A 24109-nucleotide genomic window follows, 5' to 3' on the forward strand; every position below is an offset into this window, starting at 1 on the left:
GCCTGTTGATAAGAACATTCACCGGTTCGGATCAAGCGCGGGCAGGCATCCGAAAACCGCCCGCGGACCAGGCCCCGCAGCGCCCTTCAACTGCCTCAAACCCCATTTGCAGGCAGCCAAATCGCGCTCCGATCACCCCTCGGTAAGCTGACGGCATGACAGGACAAGTACGAACCGTCGACGGCAGAGTTGCCGGCCGCCGCGGGCAGGCGACGCGGCAGAAGCTCCTCGACTGCCTCAGCGAAATGCTCAGTTCATCCCCGTATCGGGATGTCAAGGTGATCGATGTGGCCCGAAAAGCGGGCACTTCACCCGCTACGTTCTATCAGTACTTCCCGGACGTAGAGGGCGCGGTCCTTGAAATCGCCGAAGAGATGGCCAAAGAAGGCGCAAGCCTGACCGATCTTGTCGCCGAGCGCTCCTGGGTGGGCAAGTCCGGTTGGCAGGCGGCGGAGGAACTCGTCGAAGGCTTCCTCTCCTTCTGGCGCAAGAACGACGCGATCCTGCGCGTCATCGACCTGGGAGCGGCCGAGGGCGACAAGCGGTTCTACAAGATCCGCATGAAGATCCTCAACTCCGTCACCAACTCCCTTACGGACTCCATCAAGGAGCTCCAGGCCAAGAACAAGGTCGACAAGGACGTGAACCCGGCGGCCATGGCCGGATCGCTCGTCGCCATGCTGGCGGCGGTCGCCGGCCACCAAAAGGGCTTCCAGAGTTGGGGCGTCAAGCTGAACGAGCTGAAGCCGAACCTGGCGCTGCTGGTGCACTTCGGCATCACCGGCAAGAAACCGACGAGGTAGCCGGCGCCCTCTCCGCCGCCCGTGCCGCCTGTGCCGCCTGTGCTGCCCATGCCGCCCGCCGCCGCTTCCGCCTGCCGCCGCCCCATCCGCCGCCCCATCCGCTGCATCCCGCCGGTATCCGTCCTGCCATAGCCGTAAAGCCGCACACACAGCGGGTGCCGACCGGCTCCCGGAGGTTCGAACGGCACCCGCTGTGCGCCCACCGGCGCCCGGCCGGCCTCAGCGCCGCTCCAGCCGGAACACCCGGATCTCCCGCTCCACCCGCGCCTGATAGGCGGCGTACGGCGGCCAGAACGCGAGCGCCGCGCGCCAGGCCCGCGCCCGTTCCTCTCCGGTCAGCAGCCGAGCCCGTACGGGAATGTCGCGGCCCCGCCAACTCACCTCCGCGTCAGGATGCTTGAGCAGGTTGCCGGTCCAGGCCGGATGCCCCGGCCGACCGAAATTGCTGCCGATCAGCAGCCAACTCCCGCCGTCCTCGGGCAGGCACGCCAGCGGCGTGCGCCGCACCCGGCCGCTCCGTGCTCCGGTCGCGGTCAGGATCACGCCGGGCAGCAGCCGCGCGCTGAGCAGCACCCGGCCGCGGGTCAGCCGGTGCACCGCGCGGTCCAGCGCGGGGATGACGTGCGGGGCGACGCGCGCGAACGTACGCGTGACGGACAGCCGCTGCACCAGTTGCGCCCCGGAGGGCCGCCGCCTCACGCTCCGACCGCCTCTCCCGCGACCCGCGGGGCGAGGGCCCGGTGCGCCGCGACCCCGGCCGCGAACAGTCCGGCCTCCTCGGCGGCCCGGGCCCGGAGCCGGTGCACCGGGCCCAGGAGGAGTTCGTCGCAGGCCGCGCGCTTGAAGTACAGATGCGCCTCGTGTTCCCAGGTGAAGCCGATCCCGCCGTGCAACTGCACCGCCTCGGCCGCCACCGCGCGCAGGGCTTCGAGCGCCTGGGCGAGGGCCAGTCCGCCCGCACCGGGCTCGGCGCCGCGACGCCCGCCGGGCCGGTCGGCGCCCGCCGCCCAGGCCGCGTAGTACGCCGCCGAGCGGGCCGCCTGCACCGCCACATAGCCGTCGGCGAGCCGGTGCTGGACCGCCTGGAAGGACCCGATGGGGCGGCCGAACTGCTCACGCGCCTTGACATAGGCGACGGTGCGGGCCAGGGCCGCGTCGGCCGCCCCGACGGCCTCGGCGGCCAGGGCCGCGGCCGCCGCCGACCCGACCAGGGCGAGCGCGGCGGACACGGCGGCCGCGCCCTCGCCTTCCCCCTCCGTCCCCAACAACTCCGCCGGTACCTCACGGAATTGGAGCCGTGCGCGGGGGCGGGTCTCGTCCATGACGGTCTGACGGATGCGGCGGAGGGTGGGGGCCGGGCGGACGAGGGGAGCGGGGGCGGCGGCGGAGGCCGGAGCGGGACCGGCCGTGTCGGCGGGCGGCTCCGCCCGTACCAGGAAGAGCAGCGTCCGGCCGCGCGCGAAGCCGCCGGTGCGCGCGGCCACCACGAGCACGTCCGCGGTGTGCCCGTCCAGCACCTGGTCCGCCTCCCCGTAGAGCCGCCAGCCGCCCTCGTGCGGTCGCGCCTGGATGCCGCCGGCCCGGCCGCCGCCCGCCCAGTCGCCGTCGTTCGGCCCGGTCAGCGCGAGCGCGGTGGCCAGGTGGCGGCCCGGCACCACCAGCGTCGCGGTCAGCCCTCCGGCGGCGAGGGCGGGCAGCAGCCCGGCGCGCTGCCGCTCGGTGCCGAGCGCCAGGATCAGCGGCGCGGCGAGGACGGCGGTGGCGATCAGGGGTGAGGGCAGCAGCGCGCGGCCGGTCTCCTCGCAGGCCAGGGCGAGTTCCGTGGGCCCGCAGCCCACCCCTCCGTACGCGGCCGGCAGCGCCAGACCGGGCAGCCCGAGCTGCGCAGCGAGCCGCCGCCACAGCGCCGGGTCGTACCCCGCCGGGGTGCCCACCGCCGCCCTGACCTCGTCCGGGCCGCAGCGTTTGTGCAGCAGTTCGCGCAGGGTGCGGCGGATCTCGTCCTGCTCCTCGGTGAACGCGGCATCCATCGGCGGGCTCCTCCCGGCCAGGAATCTGACGGGCCGTCATAGTAGGGAGGTGCGGCCCACTTTCCCAGGCCAGGCGCGGCCGACTTTCCCCAAGCCCGTTCCGCGATCGCTTCCCTCCCCCGGGTCGCCCCCCAGGGCCCCGCCGGCCGCCTGCCACCCCACCCTGATCTGATGTACCGTCAGATAATGACTTCAGGGACCCCCTACGGGAAGCGCAAGGTCGCCGTCGCCGGAGTTGCCCTGTCCGACTGCGGACGCGTGGCCGAGGCCACCCCCTACGCACTACACGCCCAGGCCGCCCGCCGGGCGCTCGCCGACTCCGGCCTGGACCGGTCGGTGATCGACGGGTTCGCCTCGACGGGCCTGGGCACCCTCGCGCCCGTCGAGGTCGCCGAGTATCTGGGCCTGCGCCCCACCTGGGTCGACTCCACCTCGGTGGGCGGCTCCACCTGGGAGGTGATGGCCGCGCACGCCGCCGACGCGATCGCCGCCGGCCACACCGACGCCGTCCTCCTCGTCTACGGCTCGACCGCCCGCGCCGACCTCAAGGCCGGACGCCGCACCGCCAACCTCTCCTTCGGCGCCCGCGGACCGCTCCAGTTCGAGGTCCCCTACGGGCACACCCTGATCGCCAAGTACGCCATGGCCGCCCGCCGCCACATGCACCAATACGGCACCACGCTGGAGCAGTTGGCCCAGATAGCCGTTCAGGCGCGCGCCAACGCCGCGACCAATCCGGACGCCATGTACCGCACCCCGATCACCGTGGACGAGGTGCTCTCCGGCCCGGTGATCGCCGACCCGTTCACCACCCTGCACTGCTGCGTCCGCTCCGACGGCGGCTGCGCCGTCCTGCTCGTCGCCGAGGACCACGTCCCCGACCTCGCCAAACCTCCGGTGTGGGTGCTCGGCTCCGGCACCGCCGTCTCGCACACGACCATGTCGGAATGGGACGACTTCACCGTCTCCCCGGCGGCGGTCTCCGGCCGGCTCGCCTTCGAACGCGCCGGCGTCCGCCCCCGCGACATCGACCTCGCCGAGCTCTACGACGCCTTCACGTACATGACCCTGGTGACGCTGGAGGACCTGGGCTTCTGCGCGAAGGGCGAGGGCGGCGCGTTCATCGGGGAGGGGCGGCTGCTGCGGGACGGGGAGCTGCCCGTCAACACCGACGGCGGCGGGCTGTCCGCCTGCCACCCCGGCATGCGCGGCCTGTTCCTGCTGGTCGAGGCCGTACGCCAACTCCGCGGCGAGGCCGGCCCCGACCGCCAGGTCCGCAAGTCCGACGGCCGCCTCCCGGAACTCGCGGTCGCCTCCGGCACGGGCGGCTGGTTCTGCTCGTCGGGGACGGTGGTGCTGGGGCGGGGATAGGCGACGCCCAGCGCCGGTTCACCTCCCCACACCTCCCGCACTCCCCGCACCACCCCCTGCCGCGTCCTGATTTCCGGCGCGAGCGTGGCCGGTCCCGCGCTCGCGTACTGGCTGCACCGCCACGGATTCGCCGTCACCGTCGTCGAGCGCGCACCGGAGTTGCGGACCGGCGGCTACAAGGTCGACATCCGGGGCGCGGCGATCGACGTGGTCGAGCGGATGGGCATCCTGGAGGACATCCGGCGGGCCGGTACGGACATGCGGACCGGCGCCTACGTGAACGACGCGGGCAAGCGCATCGCCACCCTCCCCGCCGAGATCTTCGGCGCCCGGACCGGCCGGGACGACGAGATCATGCGCGGCGAACTGGCCCGCATCCTCTACGAGCGCACCCGCGCGGACGTCGAGTACGTCTTCGGCGACTCCCTCGCCTCGGTCACCGAACGGGCGGACGGTGTCGACGTCACCTTCGAGCGGGCCGCCCCGCGCCGCTTCGATCTCGTGGTCGGCGCGGACGGGCTGCATTCGACCGTCCGGCGACTGGTGTTCGGACCGGAGGAGCAGTTCCTGCGCCACCTCGGCGCGTACCTCTCGGCCTTCTCCCTGCCGAACGAACTCGGCCTGGACCGCGAGGAGTTGTACCACGCCCTGCCCGGCAAGTTGGCGTGCGTCTACAGCTCGGCCGGGGACCCGGGGGCCAAGGGCCTGCTGGTCTTCCGTTCTCCGCGCCTGGCGTACGACCACCGGGACGGCGCGCGGCAACTGGCCCTGCTGCACGCCGCGTTCGAGGGGGACGGCTGGCAGATCCCGCGCCTGCTGGACGCGGCACGCCAGGCGCCCGACTTCTACTTCGACGGACTGCACCTGATCGAGATGGAACGCTGGTCACGCGGCCGGGTGGTCCTGCTCGGGGACGCCGCACACTGCGCGTCGCCGGCCTCGGGTCAGGGCACCGGGATGGCTCTGGTCGGCGCGTACGTGCTGGCCGGCGAGCTCGCGGCGGCCGACGGCGAAGCGGCGGTGGCCTTCGACCGCTACGAGAGCGAGATGCGGGGCTACGTCGCGGCCAACCACGCGTTGGCGGAGAAGTTCGCCAAGGAAATGACCGCGGCCACGCGCCGGCAGATCCGGTTCCGGCACCTGATGCTCCGCATGCTGCCGCACATGCCCTGGAAGAACCTGGTGGCGAGGAAAATCGCCGAGGACGTGCAGCACGGCGCCAACGCCATCAAGCTGAAGGATTACGCGGGTCACGAGGCTTACGGGGAGTACGGGGCGGCGGCGCCGACGGCGGGAGCGGGTGCGGCTCGTGCGCTCGCGTAGGCGCGGCGCGCCGGCCTCCGTACCCGCACACCCGCCCTCACGCCCCGCCCCACGCCGCCCGCCGTACGCTGCCCGGCATGGCCGACCTCCCCGCTCACCACGCCGACGACGAAGCCGCCCGCGAGTTCCGCGCCCTCCTGCGCGGCCTGCGGGTCTGGGACACCGAGCTGCCGTCCTTCGATCCCTCCGGCTCCCCCGCCGAACCCCTGCCCCTGTTCCGGCAGTGGCTGCGTGAGGCGGCCGAGGCGGGCGTCCCCGAGCCGCACACCATGACACTGGCGACGGCGGACGCGGCCGGCAACCCTTCCGTGCGCACCCTGATGCTCCACGACGCCGACGCGGACGGCTGGCACTTCGGCTCGCACCGCGGCAGCCGCAAGGGCCGCGAGCTGGCCGCCCGGCCCCGGGCCGCGCTGGGCTTCTACTGGCCGGCGGTCGGCCGCCAGGTCCGTATCCGCGGGCCGGTCACCGAGGCGAGCCCCGAGGAGAGCGCGGCCGACCTGCACCGCCGCTCGACGGGCGCCCTGGCGGCGGCCCTGGTCGGCCACCAGAGCGAGGTGCTCCCCTCCGTCGAGGACCTGGCCCGCGCCTCGGCCGACGCCTGGGAACTGGCCCGCCGCGCGCCGGAAACCCCCGTCCCGAGCTGGACGCTGTACCGCCTGCGCGCCGAAGAGGTCGAGTTCTTCCAGGGCGACGCGCACCGCCGCCACCTCCGCCTCGTCTACCGGCTCGCGGAAGGCCGGTGGACGAAGGAACTGCTCTGGCCCTGAAGGCCGCCGGGTGCGGCGGGTCGCCTCATGACGTCCGCGTCACGGCCTCCGCGTCACAGTTTCCGCGTCACGGCTCCTGTGCCAGAGCCTCCCGCGTCACAGCCTCCGTGCCGCCGCCTCCGTGCCGCCGCCTCCCGCGTCACAGCCGCTGATACATGATGTGCAGGCCCACATAACCCTTGGTGGGATGCAGGAAACCCTCGGGGAGGGTCGTCATGATCTTGAAGCCGAGGGACTGCCACAGAGCGACGGCGGCGGTGTTGGTCTCGACGACCGCGTTGAACTGCATCGCGCGGTAACCCTCGGACCGGGCCCAGGCCAGGACGTACTCGCCCAGTGCCCGCCCGACGCCCCGCCCGGCGTGGCGCGGATCGACCATGAAGCTGGCGCTGGCGATGTGCGACGCGCCGCCCATGTGGTTGGGGTTCATCTTCGCCGAGCCCAGCACCGTGCCCGCGTCGTCCACGGCGACGACCGTACGGCTGGGCGGCCGGAGCATCCACATCTCGCGCGCGGTCCGCTCATCGATGTCGCGAGGGTAGGTGTACGTCTCGCCGGCCTCGGCGATGGCGCGGAAGAACGGCCAGATGGCGGGCCAGTCGGCCGCGGTCGCTTCTCGTATCAGCACGGCCTCAGCATCCCCCGCCATCTCCCCGCACCGCCACCGGGATTCACGCGGGGCGGAAGAGGGGAATCGCGACCCCGCCGTCCTCGCCGCCCCCTCCCGCCGCCCCTGCCGCTTCCGCTCCGCGCACGCGGAAGTGGACCCGCAGCGGCATGCCGATGCGCAGGTCGGCCTCCGGGCAGTCGGTGATCTCGGTCATCATCCGGGGCCCCTCGGCCAGGTCGACCACGGCCGCCACGTACGGGACCCGGTCGCCGAAGGGCGGGAGGTCGTTGCGGTGGACGACGGACCAGGTGTAGAGGGTGGCGCGGCCGGAGGCCCGCTCCCACGTGACCTCCTCGCTCCAGCAGCGGGGGCAGAATTCGCGCGGGTAGTGGTGAGCGGCTCCGCACCCTTCGGCGTGGCAGCGGCGCAGCAGCAGCCGCCCGTCGGCCGCCGCCTCCCAGTAGGGCCGGGTGAAGGCGTCCCGTTCCGGCAGATCGAACCGCCCCGCGGCCCCTCCCGCCCCTGCCCCTCCTCCCGCTCCGGCTCCCACTCCCGCGCTCACCCGAACACCCCCACCGCGTCATCGAGCGACCAGGTCTGCCAACTCATCGTGAACAGGGCGACGAGGGAGATCAGCGCCATCATCGTGTTCTGACCCTGCTCGGCCCAGTCGTGGATCATCAGGACCAGGTAGAGCAGGTTGAGCAGCAGCCCGGCGACCAGGGCCACGGGGGTGAGGAAGCCGAGGACCAGGCCGAGTCCCAGGGCGAGTTCGGCGTTGACCACGACGTACGCCATCGCCTTGGGGCGGGGACGCACGACCTTGTCGAAGCCGGTGCGCACCAGGGCCCAGCGGTGGCGGCCCGCCACGTCCGAGGCCCAGGCGATGCCGGTGCCGCGCTCGAACCAGCCCTTCTTGTCCTTGTGCCGCCAGCTCTCCAGCCACCACAGGCCGAGACCGATACGCAGCACGGCCAGCCATTCGGCTCCTTCGAGCCAGATCGTCTGCATCGCGCACGCCCTCCCGCTCCGGCTGCCCGACCGCCTCGACGGCGGATCCCTCGGGCCACTGGCTCAATTTCTGACGGTACGTCAGTTCAGCGGACGGAGCGGCGGTGCGCAAGGGGGCGGGGGCGGCCGACCCGGACCGGCCGCGAGCGATTCGCACCCATCCCGACCCCTCCACCGGACCCCCTCCGCCGAGGTTTTACCGTGCAGCCCCATTCCTGCTCCTGTTATTTCTGACGTATCGTCAGTTCTTGTCTACCTGACTACGCGTCAGGCAAGGAGAGCCGTCACACAGGAGCGGGCGTCTGCGATGCTTGGATCGACTCACGGCACCCTCACCACTCACTCCCGGCCGGCCCGCGTCGTGGCCTGCGGGGAGCAAACACCGCACACCGTCCACGGTGTGGCCGATCCACTCGGCGGAGGTGGGCGCCGCGCCGACGGCACGGCCGACCTCGATGTCAGCGGCCGCCCGCTGCACGCACCGGTGCCCGACCTGGACCGCCTCTTCCGGCCCGAGTCCGTGGCCGTGATCGGCGCCTCGGACACCGAGGGGCGGCCCAATGCCGGCATCACCCGCCAGTTGATCGCCTGGGCGGGACGCGTCGGCGCCCGGCTCCACCCGGTCAACCCCGGGCGGGAACACGTCTTCGGCCTGCCGTGCCACGCCACCGTCGCCGACCTGCCGGAACCGGTCGATCTCGGCGTCCTGCTGGTCGGCGACCCGCTGCCGGTCATCGGGCAACTCGCCGAGGCGAAGGCGAAGTTCGCGGTCGTCTTCGCCTCCGGATTCGCCGAGACCGGGGCGGACGGCGCGGCCGCCCAGGCACGGCTCGCCGAGGCCGTGGCACGCTCCGGACTGCGGCTGCTCGGCCCGAACACCAACCTCAACGCCTTCGAGAGGTTCCGCGACGACCTGGACGGGCCGGCCATCGCCCTGATCACCCAGTCCGGTCACCAGGGCCGTCCCCTCTTCACCCTCCAGGAACTCGGTATCCGCCTCTCGCACTGGGCCCCCACCGGCAACGAGGCCGATCTGGAGACCGCCGACTTCATCTCCTACTTCGCCTCCCGCCCCGAGGTCGGCGCCATCGCCGCGTATGTGGAAGGGCTCAAGGACGGCCGCAGCTTCCTGCTGGCCGCCGACCGCGCGGCGCGTAACAAGGTGCCGGTCGTCGCCGTGAAGGTCGGGCGCACCGAGGCCGGTGCCCGGATGGCCGCCTCGCACACCGGCAAACTCACCGGCGCGGACGGTGTGGTGGACGCCGCGATGCGGCAGTTCGGGGTGATCCGGGTGGACGGGCTGGACGAGTTGCAGGACACCGCGGCGCTGCTCGCCCGGGCCAGGAAGCCCACCGCCGAAGGGGTCGCCGTCTACTCGATCTCCGGCGGCACCGGCGCCCACTTCGCCGACCTGGCTGCCGCCGCCGGCCTGCGGCTGCCCACCCTGCCGGACGCCAAGCAGCGCGAACTGCACCAGTGGATACCCGGCTATCTGAGCGTCGCCAACCCGATCGACAACGGCGGGCACCCGGTCGGCGACTGGCGCGGCCGCAAGATCATCGACGCGATCCTGGACGATCCCTCCATCGGTGTCCTCGTCTGCCCGATCACCGGGCCCTTCCCGCCCATGAGCGACCGTCTCGCCCAGGACCTGGTGGACGCGGCCGAGCGCACCGACAAGCTGGTGTGTGTGGTGTGGGGGTCGCCGGTCGGCACCGAGGACGCCTATCGCGGCACCCTCCTGGGGTCCTCGCGCGTGGCCACCTTCCGCACCTTCGGCAACTGCGTCACGGCCGTGCGCGCCTACCTCGACCACCACCGGTTCGCCGCCGGCTACCGCTCCCCCTTCGACGACGCGCCGCGCGTACCGTCCCCCTCCGCGCGCAAGGCGCAGGCGCTGATGCGCCCGGGGCAGCAGCTCAGCGAGCACGCGGCGAAGCAACTCCTGCGCGCCTACGGCATCCGCGTCCCGCGCGAACAGTTGGTGACCAGCGCGGCGGCGGCCGTGCGCGCGGCGAGCCTGGTCGGCTACCCGGTCGTCATGAAGGCTTCCGGACCGCAGCTCGGCCACAAGACGGAACTGGGCCTGGTCAAGGTGGGCCTGACCTCCGCCAGCCAGGTCCGGGACGCCTATCGCGAACTCACCGACATCGCGCGGTACGAGAACGTGCCGCTGGACGGGGTGCTGGTCTGCCAGATGATCGAGCGGGGTGTCGAGATGGTCGTGGGCGTCACCCACGATCCGCTCTTCGGGCCGACGGTGACGGTGGGGCTCGGCGGGGTCCTGGTGGAGGTCCTCCGGGACGTCGCGGTGGGCGTGCCGCCCTTCGGTGAGGACCAGGCCCGGGCGATGCTCGGCGAACTGCGCGGCCGCGCCCTCCTGGAGGGCGTACGCGGAGCGCCGCCGGCGGACGTCGACGCCCTTGTGGAAGTCGTCCTGCGGGTGCAGCGGATGGCGCTCGAACTGGGCGGTGACCTGGCGGAGTTGGACATCAACCCGCTGGTGGTCCTGGAGCGCGGGCAAGGTGCCGTCGCCCTCGACGCGCTGGCCGTCTGCCATGGACCGGCCGACGGCGGCGAGGCGCGGCCGTAAGCGCCGCCCGGGCACCCCGCGAGGCCGTACGCCGCTCAGCCAACCCCTGCGCCCACCGCGCGGCCACGCCCGGCCCCGCCCTCCGCCGCTCAGCCGTCCCCCGCCCGGCCACGCCGCCCCGCGCAGCCGCCCGCACCTCGACACGATCCCCTGGAGCCACTCCCCCATGACGTCCTCCCCCGCCGCCGGCGAATCCCCCCGACCCGCCGCCGATTCATTGATACTCCACGCCACTGACAACGGCGTCTCGTGGCTCACCCTCAACCGGCCCGCCGCGATGAACGCCGTCACATGGGACCAGCGGGAACGCCTCATCGGCCTGCTCGCGGACGCCTCGGCCGACCCCGGAACACGGGCCGTGGTGATCACCGCGACCGGCAAGGGCTTCTGCGCCGGGGCGGATCTGCGGGGTCCGGCCGCGACGGGCGAGCCGATCGCGGGTGATGTCGCCCGGATGATCCGCCATGGCGCACAACGGCTGATCGCCGCCGTGCTGGACTGCGAGAAACCGGTGATCGCCGCCGTCAACGGCACCGCCGCCGGACTCGGCGCCCACCTCGCCCTCGCCTGCGATCTGGTCCTGGCCGCCGAATCGGCCCGCTTCATCGAGGTGTTCGTCCGGCGCGGCCTCGTTCCGGACGGCGGCGGCGCCTACCTCCTGCCCCGCCTGGTCGGCCCGCAGCGCGCCAAGGAGCTGATGTTCTTCGGCGACGCCCTGCCGGCCGCCGAGGCGGAACGCCTCGGACTGGTCAACCGGGTGGTCCCGGACGGCGAGCTGGCCAAGACGGCCCGGGAGTGGGCCGAGCGGCTCGCGGCCGGCCCGACCCGTGCGCTGGCGCTGACCAAACAGCTCGTCAACGCCTCGCTCGACAGCGACCGGGCCACCGCGTTCGCCGCCGAAGCCGCCGCGCAGGAGATCAATATGACGACGGCGGACGCGCGGGAAGGGATCGCGTCCTTCCTGGAGCGGCGCGGGCCGGCGTACCGGGGGCGGTAGCCGCCGCCACGGCGCTGGACAGGGCCGTGGCCGCGGCTCCGGCGGCGTGCGCCGGCCCGGAAGGCGCCGGCGCGGAGTGTGTGGGGGCGGAGTCCGGCGCGTCCGGGCCGCCGCCCGTGGCCGCCCCCGCCAACCCCAGCAACCCGGCCGCGAGGGCCCCGGCCCAGATGGCTCCCCGGAGCCTGTGGGATACCCGCATCGCCGTCCTCCGTGTCGCACGGGCCACCCGCCGACGGCCCTCCTCACTCAGGAATACGGACGACGCACCGGCCTCATATGACACGAGGGACTGTGACCTGCGTCACTTCCGCCATGCCGGCTCACCCCACCCCCTCCGGACACACCCGCACCTCCCTCGTATTCCGCGTCCGCACGCCCGGCAGCCAGCCCTCCACGCCCTCCGGAGTGCGGACCAGATACCAGCGGGTGGAGGTGACGCCCAGCTCGTCGCGGACCAGCCGCCCGTCGGTGACCACGCAGCGCGCGGCCAGCACGTCGCCGTGCCAGACCCGGCCGGCGGCGTTGTCCCGCGCGGCGTACTTGGCGTGCGGGTCCTTGGCCAGGCGCAGCGCGCACTCCAGCGAGCGGGTCTGGCGGCAGGCCGCCTCGCTGTTGTAGACGGTCAGCGGCACCACCGGTCCGGTGGCGGCCGGTCGCGGTCCGCCCAGGCCCGGCCCGATCAGCCACCAGACGCCCAGCGCGACCGCGGCGACGGTCGCCGCGACCGTGAGGGCGACGGCGTACGGCCGCCGGGGGCGCAGCGGGGTCACGGCCGGCGCCGCCTCGGCGCCGGACTCCCTGATCCGCGCCCACAGCCCGGGCGGCGTCTCGATCCGCTCGTCCGCGCGCCGCAGTCGGTCGCGCAACAGCGCCTCGACGTCGTCCCCGGAGCCGCCGTTCCCGGTCGCACCGTCCTGGCCGCCGGGGCCGCCCGCCCCGCCGCCCGTGCCGCCACCGGGGTCGTGCACGCCACCGTTCGCGCCGCCTCCGTACCGTGGCCCCGCGCCCACCGTGCCGCTCACCTCCCCGCCCGTCCGTGCTCCGATTCAACGAGGTAGGCGCGCAGCCTGTCCAATGCCCGCGCGCGATGCCGGGCGGCGGTGCCGCGGTGCACCTTCATGATCTTCGCGGCCTGGTCGATGGTGTAACCGTCGAGGTCCACGAGGATGACGATGCCGGCCTGGCGGTGCGACAACTTCCCCAGCAGCCGCACCGCTTCGAGCTCGGCGTGCCGACGCCCCACCCCGCCGTCCCACTCTCCGGCCCCGGACCCGGGCCCCGCCGCGCAACCGCCGCCCGCCGCCACCGCGCCGAGGTCCTCCACCCCCTCCACCGCGTCGACCAGCACCTGGCGCCGGTCCTTGCGGTAGGCGTCGCGGGCGACGTTGAGGACCGCGGTGAAGGCGTAGGCGTACGGTTCCGGGTGCGCGAGGAAGCGCTGCGGGCGGGCGGCGAGCTTGAGGTACGCCTCATGCACCACGTCCTCCGCGGACTGTCGCGATCCGGCGAGCATCACCGCACGCCGGTAGAGCCGGGGCAACAGCCCGCAGAAGACCTCGTCGAAGGTGGGTGACGCGGCAGACGAGGGTGACGACGGCGTCGCATCGGCCATGAACCGGAATCTCCCCGTGCTTGGCTACGGGCGCGGCCGGGGTGGAAGCTACCCGTGCAGTCGGCAGCCAATCAGGAAGAGGCGGCAGATTTCCCGCGAATTCCCCGTCCCTCACCCTCGGGTGACGCCAAACCACCCCTGGGGGTGGACAGACCCGCCCGGTCACCCCTCCCGCCCCTCCCCCTTCCCGCTCCTTCCCGACCCTTCCTATCTGACGCTGCGTCAGTTTCAATGAAACACATGATGGGACACGCGGGAATGGCCGCCACGGCGGTGCGCTATCTGCGTTCGGTCGGCGCGCCGACGACGGCCGCCGCACCGGCCGCCGGCACGGCGGCGGGGCACCACGGACCGCCGCCCCGCCCGGCCCTGCGCGCCGTACGCGAGGACGAGCGCGCCCCGGTGGACCCCGCCGAATTCCGCGCCGTCCTCGGACACTTCGCGAGCGGCGTCACGGTGATCACGGCTCCCGGGGAGGACGGCCCGGCCGGTTTCGCCTGCCAGTCCTTCGCCTCGCTCTCGCTGTGCCCGCCGCTGGTCACCTTCATGGTGGCGCGTACGTCGACGACCTGGCCGCGGATCGCGCGCGCCGGCGTCTTCTGCGTCAACATCCTCGGCGCCGGGCAGGGCGGGCTGTGCCGCGGGTTCGCGGTCAGCGGCGCCGACAAGTTCGCCGGCGTCCCGTACACGGCGGCCCCGGTGACCGGCTCGCCCCGGCTGAGGGACGTGCCGGCCTGGATCGACTGCACCGTCCAGGCCGTCCACACCGGCGGGGACCACCTCATCGTGGTCGGGCGCGTCGAGGCGCTCGGCGCGGACCCGGCGGCCGCGCAGGCAGGGCCGCTGCTCTTCCACCGGGGTACGTTCGGCCGCCTCGGCGCCTGACGCGCGCACCGGGCCCGCATCATCTGCCGTTCGCCCGCCAGGCACGCCGGGCCACGACTACCGTGTGTGTTCCGTCCCTTACACGGAGGGCAGCGCGATGCCTGCACGACGAGCGGTCACCGGCCGAAGTCAGGAGCCACGGCAACGGTTCGCGGAGGAGTTGCGATCACTGCGGTCGCGGAGAGGGGACAGCCTCCGTCAGCTCGGCGACTCGCTGGGCTGGGACTGGTCCCTTTTCGGAAAGATGGAGAGCGGGCAGACGATCGGAGGGCCGGAGGTCGCCGAGGCCCTTGACCAGCACTACGAGACGACGCCGATGCTGCTGACGCTCTGGGAGTTGGCGGCGGGAGACCCGACGCAGTTCAAGGAGCGGTATCGCCGCTACATGACCTTGGAAGCCGAAGCGGTCAGCATGTGGCACTACGCGGTGAGCACCCTTCCTGGCCTGCTCCAGACAGAGGCGTACGCACGCGAGCTGCTCTCGGCGGGTGGCAGCAGCGGCGATGAGCTGACGCAGCAGGTTGCAGCTCGGATAGGGCGCCGGGAGTTGCTCGAAGGCGCCGAGGCGCCACACTTCCGTTCGGTCCTGTCCGAGGCCGTGTTGCGGACCCCGATGGCGAATGCCAAGGAATGGCGGACGCAACTGGAGCATCTGATCGAGGCGGCCGATCGCCCGAACATCACGCTCCACGTGCTGCCGTTCAGTGCCGGATTTTATGGCCTGGACAGCACTACCGTGATGTTTCTGCGACTACCGGCGGGCCACACCGTGGCCTATACCGAGAACGCACATCACGGAGAACTCATCGAGGAAGCAGGTTCTGTTGAGCGCCTGCAACGCGCGTACGATGCGGTTCGTGACCTGGCGTTGAGCCCGGCCGAATCGCGGAAGTTCGTCATGCGGATGTTGGAGGAAGTACCGTGCGAGCCATCGACCTGAACGCCATCACATGGCGTAAGAGCTCATACAGCAACCCCGACGGGGGCGAGTGCATCGAGGTCTCGGACGACTTCCTGACCGGGGCCGCCTGGCGCAAGTCCAGCTACAGCAACTCAGACGGCGGCGAGTGCGTCGAGGTAGCCGACGGCTTCCCCGCCATCGTCCCCGTACGCGACAGCAAGGACCCGCACGGCCCCGCCCTCGTCTTCGAGGCGGCTTCCTGGTCGTCGTTCCTCACCGCCGTCAAGGGCGGAGCCCTGCCCGGCGCCTGACACCCGCCCTCCCTGAGCGCCGGCGAGCCGGTCCTCAGGACGCCCCCTATCCGAACGTCAGCACCCCCCGCGCCACCCGCCCGTGGTGGGCGTCGTCCGCCGCCTTCGCGAAGTCCTCGACGGGGTAGACCTCGGTCACCAACTCGTCCAGCAGAAGCCGCCCTTCGCGATACATCCGGGCGTAGAGCGCGATATCGCGCTGCGGCCGGGCGGAGCCGTAGCGGCAGCCCAGGATCGACTTGTCGAGATACATCGACGACACCAGGAACGACGCCTCCGCGGTGGCCGGGGGAACGCCGAGGAGGACGGCCTGGCCGTGCCGGTCCAGGAGGTCGACGGCCTGCCGGATGAGCCGGGTACTGCCCACGCACTCGAAGGCGTGGTCGGCGCCGGCCGGCAGGATCTCCTTCACCGCCCGGACGCTGTCCGCCACGGCCGACGCGTCGACGAAATGCGTCGCCCCGAACAGCCGCGCCATCGCCTCCTTCGCGGGGTTGGCGTCCACCGCGACGATCGCCGACGCGCCCGCGAGCCGCGCTCCCTGGAGCACGTTGAGCCCGACCCCGCCGGTCCCGATCACCACCACGGAGTCCCCCCGGTCGACCCTCGCCCGATTCAGGACCGCACCGACGCCGGTCAGCACGCCGCAGCCGATCAGCGCGGCCGAGGTCAGCGGAATGTCGTCGGCGATCTTGACGGCCTGCACCGCCTTGACGACCGTGCGCTCCGCGAAGGCCGAGTTCGAGGCGAAGTTGAACAGTTCCGTGCCGCCCCGCCGGAACGGTCTGCCCGGCATCCCGATGGCCTTGCGGCACATCGTCGGCCGTCCCCGGTCGCACTCCGCGCACGTACCGCAGTTCGCCAGCGTCGACAGGGCAACGTGATCCCCGGGCGCCACATGGTGCACACCCGCCCCGACGGCCTCGACCACCCCGGCGCCCTCGTGCCCCAGCACCACCGGAACGGGAAACGGAATGGTCCCGTCCACCACCGAGAGATCGCTGTGGCACAGCCCGGCGGCCCGGATCGCGACCAGCACCTCGCCCGGTCCCGGATCGCGCACCTCCAGATCGTCCACGACCCTGGGCTGTTCGCCGTCGAAGATGACGCCTCTCATCACCGCTCCCGTCCGGGCAGGCCGAGCACACGCTCGGCGATGATGCCGCGCTGGATCTCGTCCGAGCCGCCGTAGACGGTGTCGGCCCGGCTGAACAGGAACATCCGCTGGGCGGCGTCGAGCGTGTACGGCTCGGCCGCGCTCCAGTCGTGGGGGCCGAGCGCGGCGGCGGCGCCCCGCACCCGCATCGCCAGCTCCCCCAGCCGCTGGTGCCAGCCGCCCCACAGCAGCTTCGCCACACTGGGTGCCCCCGCGTCGCCCGCCGCCCCGAGCGTCCGCAGAGCGTTCCACCGCATGACCTTCAACTCCGCCCACTGACTGATCAGTTGGGACCGCAGGACCGGGTCGCGCAGGGCGCCGGCGGCCACCGCCGTGTCGATGACCTCGCCCAGCTCGGCGGCGAACCCGATCTGCTGGACGAGGGTGGACACCCCGCGCTCGCGCGCCAGCAGCCCCATCGCCACCCGCCAGCCGTCGCCCTCCGCGCCGACCCGGTGGTCGGCCCGCGCCCCGTCGAAGAACACCTCGTTGAACTCCGCCGTCCCCGACATCTGCCGGATCGGCCGCACCTCGACGCGTCCGGGCTGGTCCATCGGCACCAGCAGGAAGGACAGTCCACGGTGCCGCCGTTCGCCCGGATCGGAACGCGCCAGGACGAAGCACCAGTCGGCCTCGGCGGCCAGCGAGGTCCAGATCTTCTGCCCGGTGACGCGGTACCCCGCGCCCTCGCGCACCGCGGCCGTCCGCAGCGCGGCCAGATCCGATCCGGCGTCCGGCTCGCTGTATCCCTGGCACCACAGTTCCTCGCCGCGCGCGATCGGCGGCAGGAAGCGGCGGCGCAGGGCGTCATCGCCGTACGCGAGGAGCGTGGGCGCGAGCAGGTTCTCGCCGATGTGCCCGACCCGGCTCGGCGCCCCGGCCCTGGCATACTCCTCGGCCCAGACGACCTGCTGCGTCAGCGTCGCCGCACGGTTCCCGTACGTCCCGTGCGTACGGTCCCACCCCATCCCGATCCACCCGGCGGCACCGAGCTCCCGCTCCCACGCCCGGCGCGTGAGGGTTGCCTCCTGCTCGCCGCCGGGCCCGCCGCGCGCGGCGCGCTCGGCGTACGGACCGGACAGATGGCCGCGGAGCCAGCCGCGGGCCTCCTGCCGGAAGATGTCGTCCTCGGCCCCGAATCCGAATTCCACGCCGCGCCGCCTCTCGTCGCCGTCCCACACCCCGCGCCCGGTCTCCGCCCGGTCAACCGAAGTCCCTACGCCCCCGACCTCCGCTTCGCCTCGGCCGCCGCCGCGAACGCCTCCAACTGCGCGAGCATCGGCATCGGGTCCGTGCCCACCGTCCCCGGCAGTTGCTCGGCGATCTTCTGCGGTGTCCACGCCCCGTCGGCGTACACGGAGCGGAGCTCCCTCGGCTGGGCCCATACCGCGATCTTCGGGCCGGCGACGGTGTAGACCTGCCCGGTGATCTCCTCCTCCCGGGCCCGGTCGCTCAGCAGGTAGACGACCAGTGCCGCGACGTCCTCGGGCTCGCCGATCTCCTTCAGCTCCATGGGCACGTTCGCCGACATCCGGGTCCGGGCGACCGGCGCGACCGCGTTGGCGGTCACCCCGTACTTGTGCAGGCCCAGCGCCGCGCTGCGCACCAGCGAGATGATGCCGCCCTTGGCGGCCGCGTAGTTGGCCTGCGCGACGCTTCCTTGGTGGTTGCCGCTGGTGAAGCCGATGAGGGTGCCGGACTTCTGCTCGCGCATCACCGCGCCGGCCGCCTTGAAGACCGTGAACGTCCCCTTCAGGTGGGTCGCGACGACCGGGTCCCAGTCCTCCTCGGACATGTTGAACAGCATCCGCTCGCGCAGGATCCCGGCCACGCACACCACGCCGTCGATCCGCCCCCACCGGGCCAGCGCGGTGTCCACGATCCGCTGCCCGCCCGCCATCGTCGCCACATCGTCGGCGACGCCCGTCGCGATGCCGCCCGCCGCCTCGATCTCCTTCACGACGGCTTCGGCGACCTCGCTGCTGGGGGCGGCGCCGTCGAGGGACACCCCGTAGTCGTTGACGATCACCTTGGCGCCCTGTTCCGCGCAGGCGAGGGCGACGGCCCGGCCGATACCGCGCCCGGCCCCGGTGACCGCGATCACCTTGCCGGCCAAGAAGTTCCCCATGCCGCGCCCCTTCCCGCAGTTTCTGACGGACCGTTAGATTTTTGAGCAGAGCCGGTACGAACACAAGACCCTGAGCCGAACCCGCCCCGAGGAGGGCCCATGTCGCTGCCGCAGGAGTTCCACGACCTCGCCAAGCGCGTGAACAACTGGGGCCGTTGGGGCGCGGACGACGAGATCGGCACGCTGAACCTGATCACCGACCAGGTCGTACGGGAGGCGGCGGGCGGCGTCCGCAGCGGCCGCCGGATCGCGCTCGCGCTACCGCTCCAGCAGGACGGCGTGCAGACCGGGATGATCCCCGGCCGGATCAACCCCCTGCACACCATGACCGCCATCAACCAGGAGATCTTCGGCCCCGGCACCGTCGCCACCTCGGACGACGCGGTCACCATGGGCCTCCAGGCCGCCACCCACTGGGACGGCCTCACCCATGTCTCGTACTCCGGCCGGCTCTACAACAACCGCCCGGCCGACTGCGTCACCGCGCACGGCGGCGCCGCCCACCTCGGCATCGAGAAGGCCGCGCCGATCGCCTCCCGCGGCGTCCTGCTGGACGTGGCCCGCGCGCACGGCACCGACCAACTACCGGGCGGCCACGCGGTGACGCCGGAAGACCTCGACGCGGCCGAGGAGTTGGCCGGAACCACCGTCCGGGCCGGCGACATCGTGCTGGTGCGGACCGGGCAGATGCGGCACTACCTCGCCGGCGACCGGCACGCCTACGCGTTCCCGTCGCCCGGCCTGTCCCTGCGCACGCCCCCGTGGTTCCACGCCCGCGATGTCGCCGCGGTCGCCAACGACACCCTCACCTTCGAGATCTTCCCGCCGGAGATCGAGAACCTGTGGCTGCCGGTCCACGCCCTGCACCTGGTCGAGATGGGCATGCTCCAGGGCCAGAACTGGAACCTGGAGGAACTGTCGGCGGCGTGCGCGGCGGAGGGGCGCTATACGTTTTTCCTCTCGGCGATGGCCGAGCCGTTCGTGGGCGGCTCCGGCACGCCGGTCGCACCGGTGGCCGTGCTGTAGCTCCGACGCCGGCCGGCCGGGTGGCGGTGCGCCCGTGCACGCCCCGAGCGCGGCACCGCGGACCGCCACCAGGCCCCAGACCACGACCCGCACTCGCCAAGGCCCGGACCGGACATCCGTCCGCCCCCCACGACCTCGGCGTCCCCTCGCGGCGAATCGCTTCACCCAAGGGTGATCAACAGCCCACGCCACGTCAACACCGCACCGGCTATTGGTACGGACTAATTGCGTCGCCACCCCGGAGAACGCCCAGCCGAAGGACCGGCCCTACACCTCCACGCCCGAGGCGTAGCGGCGCATCGGGGGGTGGGTCGTCCCGAGGTCCGCCCCCGCCGCCATCAGCAGCGGCTGACCGCGGTCCACCTCGCACCAGATCCGTTTGCCGGCGCCCTCCTGCTGCCACCCCCAGCGGTCCGCCAGTCCGTCGACCAGCTCCAGACCACGGCCGTTGGTGTCGTCGCCGTCGGCGTGCCGCTGGCGGGGCGGCCGGGCGCTGGCGTCCACCACCTCGACGCGCACGGTCCCCACCACCGGGCCCGCCCCCGAGAAGCACAACCGCAGCTCGGCCGCCGAGCCGGTGTGCACCACGGCATTGGTGACGAGTTCGGAGATCAGCAGGATCAACGTCTCCGCCACCGGCTCATCGACCCCTATACCGGTCCCCACGAGCCGGGACCGGGCCCACCTCCGGGCCCGCCCCACCTCCGCGGGGTCCGGCCGTACCTCCAACTGCACCTGAAGCACCTGCACCGCTCACACCATCCGAACCGGCGGAAACATCGCCTCGCGCCTCCACAAGGTCACGGTGCGTGACCCCGGTGAAGCACAGCATGGTTGACGTTCAGTCACCCCAACAAGCGCTTCGGGCATATTCCAGCGCAAGGGAGTATGCGTGCTGCATACTGTGCGACGCACTTCGCGGGGAGTCGAACAACGGGGGATATCAGCTCCCCGCACGAGGCGAGGGGAGCGCAGTCCGTACCCCGGAGCCGTCCTTTCGACGGCACCGCGGTCGTCGCGCCACAGAACCACTCGCACCCAAGGGAGGGTACCCGAGCGGAACCCCGACTCCCGCCTGTGACGAGTCACGCCTAGGACACAACCCGATATCGACCCTCCGTGACCGCTTATGCGTGCGGAGCCCGACATTCCGCACACGGGTTGCCAGAGTCTGACATCGACCCCCCTCACAGCGCCTCCGCCAACACCTCTTCCGCCTCGGCCACGGCGACCCACCGGCCGGCCCGCAGCCAGGCCCGCTTGAGGTACAGATGCACATCGGCCTCCCATGTGAAGCCCATTCCGCCGTGCACCTGGAGGCAGTCCCGGGCGTTACGCACAGCAGCCTCGTCGGCGAGCAGCTTCGCTCCCGTGACGTCGAGAATACTCTCCGTAACCGACGCCGCGTAGACCGCACTTCGTGCCATTTCGGTACGAACCAGCATCTGGGCGCAGAGGTGTTTGACCGCCTGGAAGGAGCCGATGGGGGCCCCGAACTGCTCGCGCCGCCGCGCGTGCGCGACCGCCATCTCCACGGTGCGGGCGGCTCCGCCGAGCTGCTGGGCGGCGGTGAGCAACGCGGCCTCGCGGCGCAGTTGGGCCGCGTCCAGGCCCAGGGGTTCGGTGCGCGGGAACGCCGTGACGCGGGCGAGCGGGGTGAGCGGGTCGAGGGAGGTCATGGGGGCGCATATCACCCCGGCCGCCGCGCTTCCGTACGCCTCGCCTTCGCGCCCCCGCACTCCCCCGGCGCCCGTCAGAACGATCAACTCGTCGCAGTCCGCCGGGTGTTCCCACAGCACCGGGCCGGCCGCCGCGTCACCCAGTCCGACGATCCTCTCGCCGACCGCGACGCCGTCCACCGCGCCCGCCAGCAACTGGCAGTCCACCAGCGGCCCCGGCAGCAGCGCGCGTCCGGTCTCCTCCATGACCAGGACCGCCTCCGGCAGGCCGAGCCCGACCCCGCCGGCCCGCTCCGGCAGGCGCAGCGCGAAGAATCCCGCCGCGCCCAGCTCCCGCCACAGCGCACGGTCCAGCGCCGGGTCGTCGACGGCCGCGCGCAGCCGGTCGCGGCCGAACCGCCCGGTCAGCAGCGCGCGGGTAGCGGCCCGCAACGCCTCCTGGTCCTTGGTGAGTTGGAAGTCCACCCCGCCCTCACCTCCCCTTCGGCAGGCCGAGTATCCGCTCGGCGACGATGTTGTGCTGGATCTGCGAGGTGCCGGCCGCGATGGTGTACGACAGGGCGGACAGGCGGTCCGCGACCCACTCGTGGTCCGCGTCCAGCGCGTCCGCTCCCAGCACCTCGGCCGCCGCGTCGTACAGCTCCTGGCGGGCGTGCGAGTAGCGCAGTTTGAAGACCGAACCGCCGGCGGACGGGACACCGCCCCCCTTCCCCCGGGCGCCCGGCCCCGCCCGGCCGGGGTCGGCCTTCATGGCCTCGCTCACGTTCCACTGCGTGAGCCGCCACAGCGCCGCGAACTCCGCGTGCAGTCGGCCGAGCCGGCGGCGCAGCACGGCGTCGTCCCACCGGCCGTTGGCCCGGGCGGTACGGGCGAGCGCGCCGAGCACCCGGCGGCAGGCCACCACCTCGCCGACGAAAGCGGTGCCCCGCTCGAAGGAGAGGGTCACCATCGTCACCCGCCAGCCGTCGTTCTCCGCCCCGACGCGGTTGCCCACCGGCACCCGCACCTCGTCGAGGAACACCTCCGCGAACTCCGCCGACCCGGCGAGGGTGCGCAGCGGCCGGACGGTGACACCGGGCGCGTCCATCGGCATCGCCAGCCAACTGATCCCGCGGTGCCTGGGCGCCGCGGGATCGGTGCGTACGAGCAGCTCGCACCAGTCGGCGACCTCCGCGTGCGAGGTCCAGATCTTGGCGCCGGTGACGACGTAGGAGTCCCCGTCGCGCACGGCCGTGGTGCGCAGGGCGGCGAGGTCGGAGCCGGCGTCCGGTTCGCTGAAGCCCTGGCACCAGATCTCGTCGCCGCGCAGGATCGGCGGCAGCCAGCGGGCGCGCTGGGCGGCGGTGCCCTCGGCGGCGAGGGTGGGCCCGGCGTGCAGGAGTCCGACGAAGTTGGCGCCCACGTAGGGGGCTCCGGCGCGTTCGGTCTCCTCCAGGAAGATCAGGTGCTGGGTGGGGGTGGCGCCCTGCCCGCCGGCGTCGCGGGGCCAGTGCAGGCCGGCGTATCCGGCGTCGTACAGCCGCCGCTGCCAGGCCGCGTCGTAGGCGCGGCGGGCCGGCCAGTCGGTCGCGGCCGGCTTGGCGGGAAGCTGGGGCAGCACCTCGCCCAGCCAGCGGCGCAGCCGTGCCCGGAAGTCCTCCTCCTCCGGCGTGTACGTGAGATCCACTACCGGTCCAGGTCCAGTCCGAGCATGCGGATCGCGTTGCCGCGCATGAGTTTGTGGACGGTCTCGTCGTCGAGTCCCTTGACGTGGTCGAGGGCGACTTCCTTGGTGTGCGGGAAGGTGGAGTCGACGTGCGGGTAGTCCGTCTCGAAGGTCGCGTTGTCGCGGCCGACGACGTCGAGCGAGGCGACGCCGTGCTTGTCGCGGAAGAAGCAGCAGAAGATCTGCCGGTAGTAGTACGTCGACGGGGGCTCGGGGATGAGGTCCTTCACCCCGCCCCAGGCGCGGTGCTCCGCCCACACGTCGTCGGCCCGCTCCAGGGCGTAGGGGATCCAGCCCATCTGGCCCTCGCTGTAGGCCAGGGTCAGGCGGGGGAAGCGCACCAGGACGCCGGAGAAGAGGAAGTCCATCATCGAGGCCATGGCGTTGTTGAAGCTGAGCGACGCCTGGACGGCGGGCGGGGCGTCGGGGGAGGCGGCGGGCATCTGCGAGGAGGAGCCGATGTGCATGTTCACGACCGTGCCGGTCTCCTGGCAGACGGCGAAGAACGGGTCCCAGTAGCCGGAGTGGATCGACGGCAGTCCCAGGTGGGTGGGGATCTCCGAGAAGGTGACCGCCCGTACGCCCCGGGCGGCGTTGCGCCGGATCTCGGCGACGGCGAGCGTGACGTCCCAGAGGGGGATCAGGCACAGCGGGATCAGCCGGCCGCCGCTGTCGCCGCACCATTCCTCGACCATCCAGTCGTTGTAGGCGCGGACGCAGGCGAGCGCGACGTCCTTGTCCCGCGCCTCGGCGAAGGTCTGGCCGCAAAAGCGCGGGAAGGTGGGGAAGCACAGGGACGCCTCGACGTGGTTGAGGTCCATGTCCGCCAGTCGCGCGGCCGGGTCCCAGCAGCCGCGCCGCATCTCGGCCCGGGTGATGCCCTCCAGCGTCATGTCGTCGCGGTCGAAGCCGACGGCGGCGATGTTGCGCTTGTACGGGAACTTCAGGTCCTCGTAGATCCACCAGTCGGTGGGCGGCCCGTCCGGGTCCATGGTGATGACGTACTTGCCGCCGGTGTACTCCAGTTCGCCGATCCCGGCGGTCAGCGGCCGGGGCCCGCGGTCGCGGTATTTCTTCGGCAGCCAGGTCTCGAAGAGGTGCGCGGGCTCGATCACATGGTCGTCGACGCTGATGATGCGCGGTAGCTCCATCTGGTTTCCCCTCAACCCGAATCTGATGGCCCGTCAGATGTCAGGCT

General features: G+C 72.6%; 24 protein-coding genes. 10 read left to right on the top strand and 14 right to left on the bottom strand.

Going from position 1 to position 24109, the window contains the following annotated elements:
* The first annotated feature begins 155 nt into the window (after positions 1 to 155).
* Positions 156 to 803 (top strand): TetR family transcriptional regulator, encoded by a 648-nt coding sequence (locus ACZ45Z_RS12950; protein WP_468360671.1) that lies wholly within the window; start codon positions 156 to 158, stop codon positions 801 to 803.
* 219 nt (positions 804 to 1022) lie between these two features.
* On the opposite strand, the gene ACZ45Z_RS12955 is transcribed toward ACZ45Z_RS12950, so the two are convergent.
* Together ACZ45Z_RS12955 and ACZ45Z_RS12960 are read right to left on the bottom strand one after the other, a co-directional pair.
* On the bottom strand, positions 1023 to 1502 hold the full coding sequence (locus ACZ45Z_RS12955; RefSeq protein ID WP_468360674.1) for a nitroreductase/quinone reductase family protein: 480 nt from the start codon (positions 1500 to 1502) through the stop codon (positions 1023 to 1025).
* On the bottom strand, positions 1499 to 2833 hold the full coding sequence (locus tag ACZ45Z_RS12960) for an acyl-CoA dehydrogenase family protein (RefSeq protein WP_468360677.1): 1335 nt from the start codon (positions 2831 to 2833) through the stop codon (positions 1499 to 1501). Before ACZ45Z_RS12960 ends, ACZ45Z_RS12955 begins: the two co-directional genes overlap by 4 nt.
* Before the next feature lie 186 nt (positions 2834 to 3019).
* Between ACZ45Z_RS12960 and ACZ45Z_RS12965 the strand changes: the two genes are divergently transcribed.
* The 3 genes from ACZ45Z_RS12965 to ACZ45Z_RS12975 all read left to right on the top strand — a co-directional run bounded on the left by ACZ45Z_RS12965 (position 3020) and on the right by ACZ45Z_RS12975 (position 6297).
* Positions 3020 to 4204, top strand: a complete 1185-nt coding sequence (locus tag ACZ45Z_RS12965) for a thiolase C-terminal domain-containing protein (protein ID WP_468360680.1) — start codon at positions 3020 to 3022, stop codon at positions 4202 to 4204.
* A 69-nt stretch (positions 4205 to 4273) separates the two neighbouring features.
* Entirely contained in the window at positions 4274 to 5527 is a 1254-nt protein-coding gene (locus ACZ45Z_RS12970; RefSeq protein WP_468360819.1) for an FAD-dependent monooxygenase, read from the top strand.
* 77 nt (positions 5528 to 5604) lie between these two features.
* Positions 5605 to 6297: a pyridoxine/pyridoxamine 5'-phosphate oxidase gene (locus tag ACZ45Z_RS12975; RefSeq protein ID WP_468360683.1), complete on the top strand. Its 693-nt coding sequence runs from the start codon at positions 5605 to 5607 to the stop codon at positions 6295 to 6297.
* A gap of 139 nt (positions 6298 to 6436) precedes the next feature.
* On the opposite strand, the gene ACZ45Z_RS12980 is transcribed toward ACZ45Z_RS12975, so the two are convergent.
* Genes ACZ45Z_RS12980 through ACZ45Z_RS12990 form a run of 3 tightly spaced genes read right to left on the bottom strand, consistent with a single transcriptional unit; the run spans position 6437 to position 7918 of the window.
* Positions 6437 to 6925, bottom strand: coding sequence for a GNAT family N-acetyltransferase (locus tag ACZ45Z_RS12980; protein ID WP_468360686.1), 489 nt, complete (start codon positions 6923 to 6925; stop codon positions 6437 to 6439).
* Between the two features lie 43 nt (positions 6926 to 6968).
* On the bottom strand, positions 6969 to 7469 hold the full coding sequence (locus ACZ45Z_RS12985) for a Zn-ribbon domain-containing OB-fold protein (protein WP_468360689.1): 501 nt from the start codon (positions 7467 to 7469) through the stop codon (positions 6969 to 6971).
* On the bottom strand, positions 7466 to 7918 hold the full coding sequence (locus tag ACZ45Z_RS12990; protein WP_468360692.1) for a DoxX family protein: 453 nt from the start codon (positions 7916 to 7918) through the stop codon (positions 7466 to 7468). The genes ACZ45Z_RS12985 and ACZ45Z_RS12990 overlap by 4 nt, the downstream gene beginning before the upstream one ends.
* Positions 7919 to 8225: 307 nt before the next feature.
* Here ACZ45Z_RS12990 and ACZ45Z_RS12995 point away from each other — a divergent pair, with 307 nt between their 5' ends.
* The gene (locus ACZ45Z_RS12995; protein ID WP_468360695.1) at positions 8226 to 10511 is read left to right on the top strand and encodes an acetate--CoA ligase family protein; all 2286 of its coding nucleotides are present in this window, start codon (positions 8226 to 8228) and stop codon (positions 10509 to 10511) included.
* 166 nt (positions 10512 to 10677) lie between these two features.
* Positions 10678 to 11508 (top strand): enoyl-CoA hydratase/isomerase family protein, encoded by an 831-nt coding sequence (locus ACZ45Z_RS13000; RefSeq protein WP_468360698.1) that lies wholly within the window; start codon positions 10678 to 10680, stop codon positions 11506 to 11508.
* A 320-nt stretch (positions 11509 to 11828) separates the two neighbouring features.
* Here the strand turns inward: ACZ45Z_RS13000 and ACZ45Z_RS13005 are convergent, their stop codons facing one another.
* Both ACZ45Z_RS13005 and ACZ45Z_RS13010 read right to left on the bottom strand, forming a co-directional pair.
* The gene (locus ACZ45Z_RS13005) at positions 11829 to 12530 is read right to left on the bottom strand and encodes a hypothetical protein (protein ID WP_468360701.1); all 702 of its coding nucleotides are present in this window, start codon (positions 12528 to 12530) and stop codon (positions 11829 to 11831) included.
* Complete coding sequence (locus ACZ45Z_RS13010; protein ID WP_468360704.1) at positions 12527 to 13120, bottom strand: RNA polymerase sigma factor; 594 nt, start codon at positions 13118 to 13120, stop codon at positions 12527 to 12529. Before ACZ45Z_RS13010 ends, ACZ45Z_RS13005 begins: the two co-directional genes overlap by 4 nt.
* Positions 13121 to 13351: 231 nt before the next feature.
* Here ACZ45Z_RS13010 and ACZ45Z_RS13015 point away from each other — a divergent pair, with 231 nt between their 5' ends.
* The 3 genes from ACZ45Z_RS13015 (at position 13352) to ACZ45Z_RS13025 (ending at position 15217) form a co-directional block, all read left to right on the top strand.
* Positions 13352 to 14005, top strand: coding sequence for a flavin reductase family protein (locus ACZ45Z_RS13015; RefSeq protein ID WP_468360707.1), 654 nt, complete (start codon positions 13352 to 13354; stop codon positions 14003 to 14005).
* A gap of 97 nt (positions 14006 to 14102) precedes the next feature.
* The gene (locus ACZ45Z_RS13020) at positions 14103 to 14945 is read left to right on the top strand and encodes a helix-turn-helix domain-containing protein (RefSeq protein ID WP_468360710.1); all 843 of its coding nucleotides are present in this window, start codon (positions 14103 to 14105) and stop codon (positions 14943 to 14945) included.
* Positions 14927 to 15217 (top strand): DUF397 domain-containing protein, encoded by a 291-nt coding sequence (locus tag ACZ45Z_RS13025; RefSeq protein WP_468360713.1) that lies wholly within the window; start codon positions 14927 to 14929, stop codon positions 15215 to 15217. The genes ACZ45Z_RS13020 and ACZ45Z_RS13025 overlap by 19 nt, the downstream gene beginning before the upstream one ends.
* Positions 15218 to 15263: 46 nt before the next feature.
* Here ACZ45Z_RS13025 and ACZ45Z_RS13030 read toward each other — a convergent pair whose 3' ends face one another.
* The 3 genes from ACZ45Z_RS13030 to ACZ45Z_RS13040 all read right to left on the bottom strand — a co-directional run bounded on the left by ACZ45Z_RS13030 (position 15264) and on the right by ACZ45Z_RS13040 (position 18501).
* A complete protein-coding gene (locus ACZ45Z_RS13030) occupies positions 15264 to 16334 on the bottom strand; it encodes a Zn-dependent alcohol dehydrogenase (RefSeq protein WP_468360716.1) in 1071 nt (356 codons plus the stop codon).
* Entirely contained in the window at positions 16334 to 17524 is a 1191-nt protein-coding gene (locus ACZ45Z_RS13035) for an acyl-CoA dehydrogenase family protein (RefSeq protein WP_468360719.1), read from the bottom strand. The genes ACZ45Z_RS13030 and ACZ45Z_RS13035 overlap by 1 nt, the downstream gene beginning before the upstream one ends.
* Positions 17525 to 17589: 65 nt before the next feature.
* On the bottom strand, positions 17590 to 18501 hold the full coding sequence (locus ACZ45Z_RS13040; RefSeq protein WP_468360722.1) for an SDR family oxidoreductase: 912 nt from the start codon (positions 18499 to 18501) through the stop codon (positions 17590 to 17592).
* 99 nt (positions 18502 to 18600) lie between these two features.
* Between ACZ45Z_RS13040 and ACZ45Z_RS13045 the strand changes: the two genes are divergently transcribed.
* The gene (locus ACZ45Z_RS13045) at positions 18601 to 19527 is read left to right on the top strand and encodes a cyclase family protein (RefSeq protein WP_468360725.1); all 927 of its coding nucleotides are present in this window, start codon (positions 18601 to 18603) and stop codon (positions 19525 to 19527) included.
* 267 nt (positions 19528 to 19794) lie between these two features.
* On the opposite strand, the gene ACZ45Z_RS13050 is transcribed toward ACZ45Z_RS13045, so the two are convergent.
* The 4 genes from ACZ45Z_RS13050 to ACZ45Z_RS13065 all read right to left on the bottom strand — a co-directional run bounded on the left by ACZ45Z_RS13050 (position 19795) and on the right by ACZ45Z_RS13065 (position 24062).
* Complete coding sequence (locus tag ACZ45Z_RS13050) at positions 19795 to 20277, bottom strand: ATP-binding protein (protein ID WP_468360728.1); 483 nt, start codon at positions 20275 to 20277, stop codon at positions 19795 to 19797.
* Positions 20278 to 20714: 437 nt separating this feature from the next.
* Positions 20715 to 21671: an acyl-CoA dehydrogenase family protein gene (locus ACZ45Z_RS13055; RefSeq protein WP_468360731.1), complete on the bottom strand. Its 957-nt coding sequence runs from the start codon at positions 21669 to 21671 to the stop codon at positions 20715 to 20717.
* Positions 21672 to 21678: 7 nt separating this feature from the next.
* The gene (locus tag ACZ45Z_RS13060; protein ID WP_468360733.1) at positions 21679 to 22872 is read right to left on the bottom strand and encodes an acyl-CoA dehydrogenase family protein; all 1194 of its coding nucleotides are present in this window, start codon (positions 22870 to 22872) and stop codon (positions 21679 to 21681) included.
* On the bottom strand, positions 22872 to 24062 hold the full coding sequence (locus tag ACZ45Z_RS13065; protein WP_468360736.1) for an amidohydrolase family protein: 1191 nt from the start codon (positions 24060 to 24062) through the stop codon (positions 22872 to 22874). The genes ACZ45Z_RS13060 and ACZ45Z_RS13065 overlap by 1 nt, the downstream gene beginning before the upstream one ends.
* Positions 24063 to 24109: the final 47 nt, after the last annotated feature.

Source organism: Streptomyces sp. NPDC031210 (genome assembly GCF_055570395.1).

Coding starts and splice junctions, on each gene's coding strand:
- ACZ45Z_RS12950 (WP_468360671.1), top strand. CDS start 156: ATGACAGGACAAGTACGAACCGTCGACGGCAGAGTTGCCGGCCGCCGC.
- ACZ45Z_RS12960 (WP_468360677.1), bottom strand. CDS start 2,833: ATGGATGCCGCGTTCACCGAGGAGCAGGACGAGATCCGCCGCACCCTG.
- ACZ45Z_RS12965 (WP_468360680.1), top strand. CDS start 3,020: ATGACTTCAGGGACCCCCTACGGGAAGCGCAAGGTCGCCGTCGCCGGA.
- ACZ45Z_RS12975 (WP_468360683.1), top strand. CDS start 5,605: ATGGCCGACCTCCCCGCTCACCACGCCGACGACGAAGCCGCCCGCGAG.
- ACZ45Z_RS12990 (WP_468360692.1), bottom strand. CDS start 7,918: ATGCAGACGATCTGGCTCGAAGGAGCCGAATGGCTGGCCGTGCTGCGT.
- ACZ45Z_RS12995 (WP_468360695.1), top strand. CDS start 8,226: ATGCTTGGATCGACTCACGGCACCCTCACCACTCACTCCCGGCCGGCC.
- ACZ45Z_RS13000 (WP_468360698.1), top strand. CDS start 10,678: ATGACGTCCTCCCCCGCCGCCGGCGAATCCCCCCGACCCGCCGCCGAT.
- ACZ45Z_RS13010 (WP_468360704.1), bottom strand. CDS start 13,120: ATGGCCGATGCGACGCCGTCGTCACCCTCGTCTGCCGCGTCACCCACC.
- ACZ45Z_RS13015 (WP_468360707.1), top strand. CDS start 13,352: ATGAAACACATGATGGGACACGCGGGAATGGCCGCCACGGCGGTGCGC.
- ACZ45Z_RS13020 (WP_468360710.1), top strand. CDS start 14,103: ATGCCTGCACGACGAGCGGTCACCGGCCGAAGTCAGGAGCCACGGCAA.
- ACZ45Z_RS13030 (WP_468360716.1), bottom strand. CDS start 16,334: ATGAGAGGCGTCATCTTCGACGGCGAACAGCCCAGGGTCGTGGACGAT.
- ACZ45Z_RS13040 (WP_468360722.1), bottom strand. CDS start 18,501: ATGGGGAACTTCTTGGCCGGCAAGGTGATCGCGGTCACCGGGGCCGGG.
- ACZ45Z_RS13045 (WP_468360725.1), top strand. CDS start 18,601: ATGTCGCTGCCGCAGGAGTTCCACGACCTCGCCAAGCGCGTGAACAAC.
- ACZ45Z_RS13065 (WP_468360736.1), bottom strand. CDS start 24,062: ATGGAGCTACCGCGCATCATCAGCGTCGACGACCATGTGATCGAGCCC.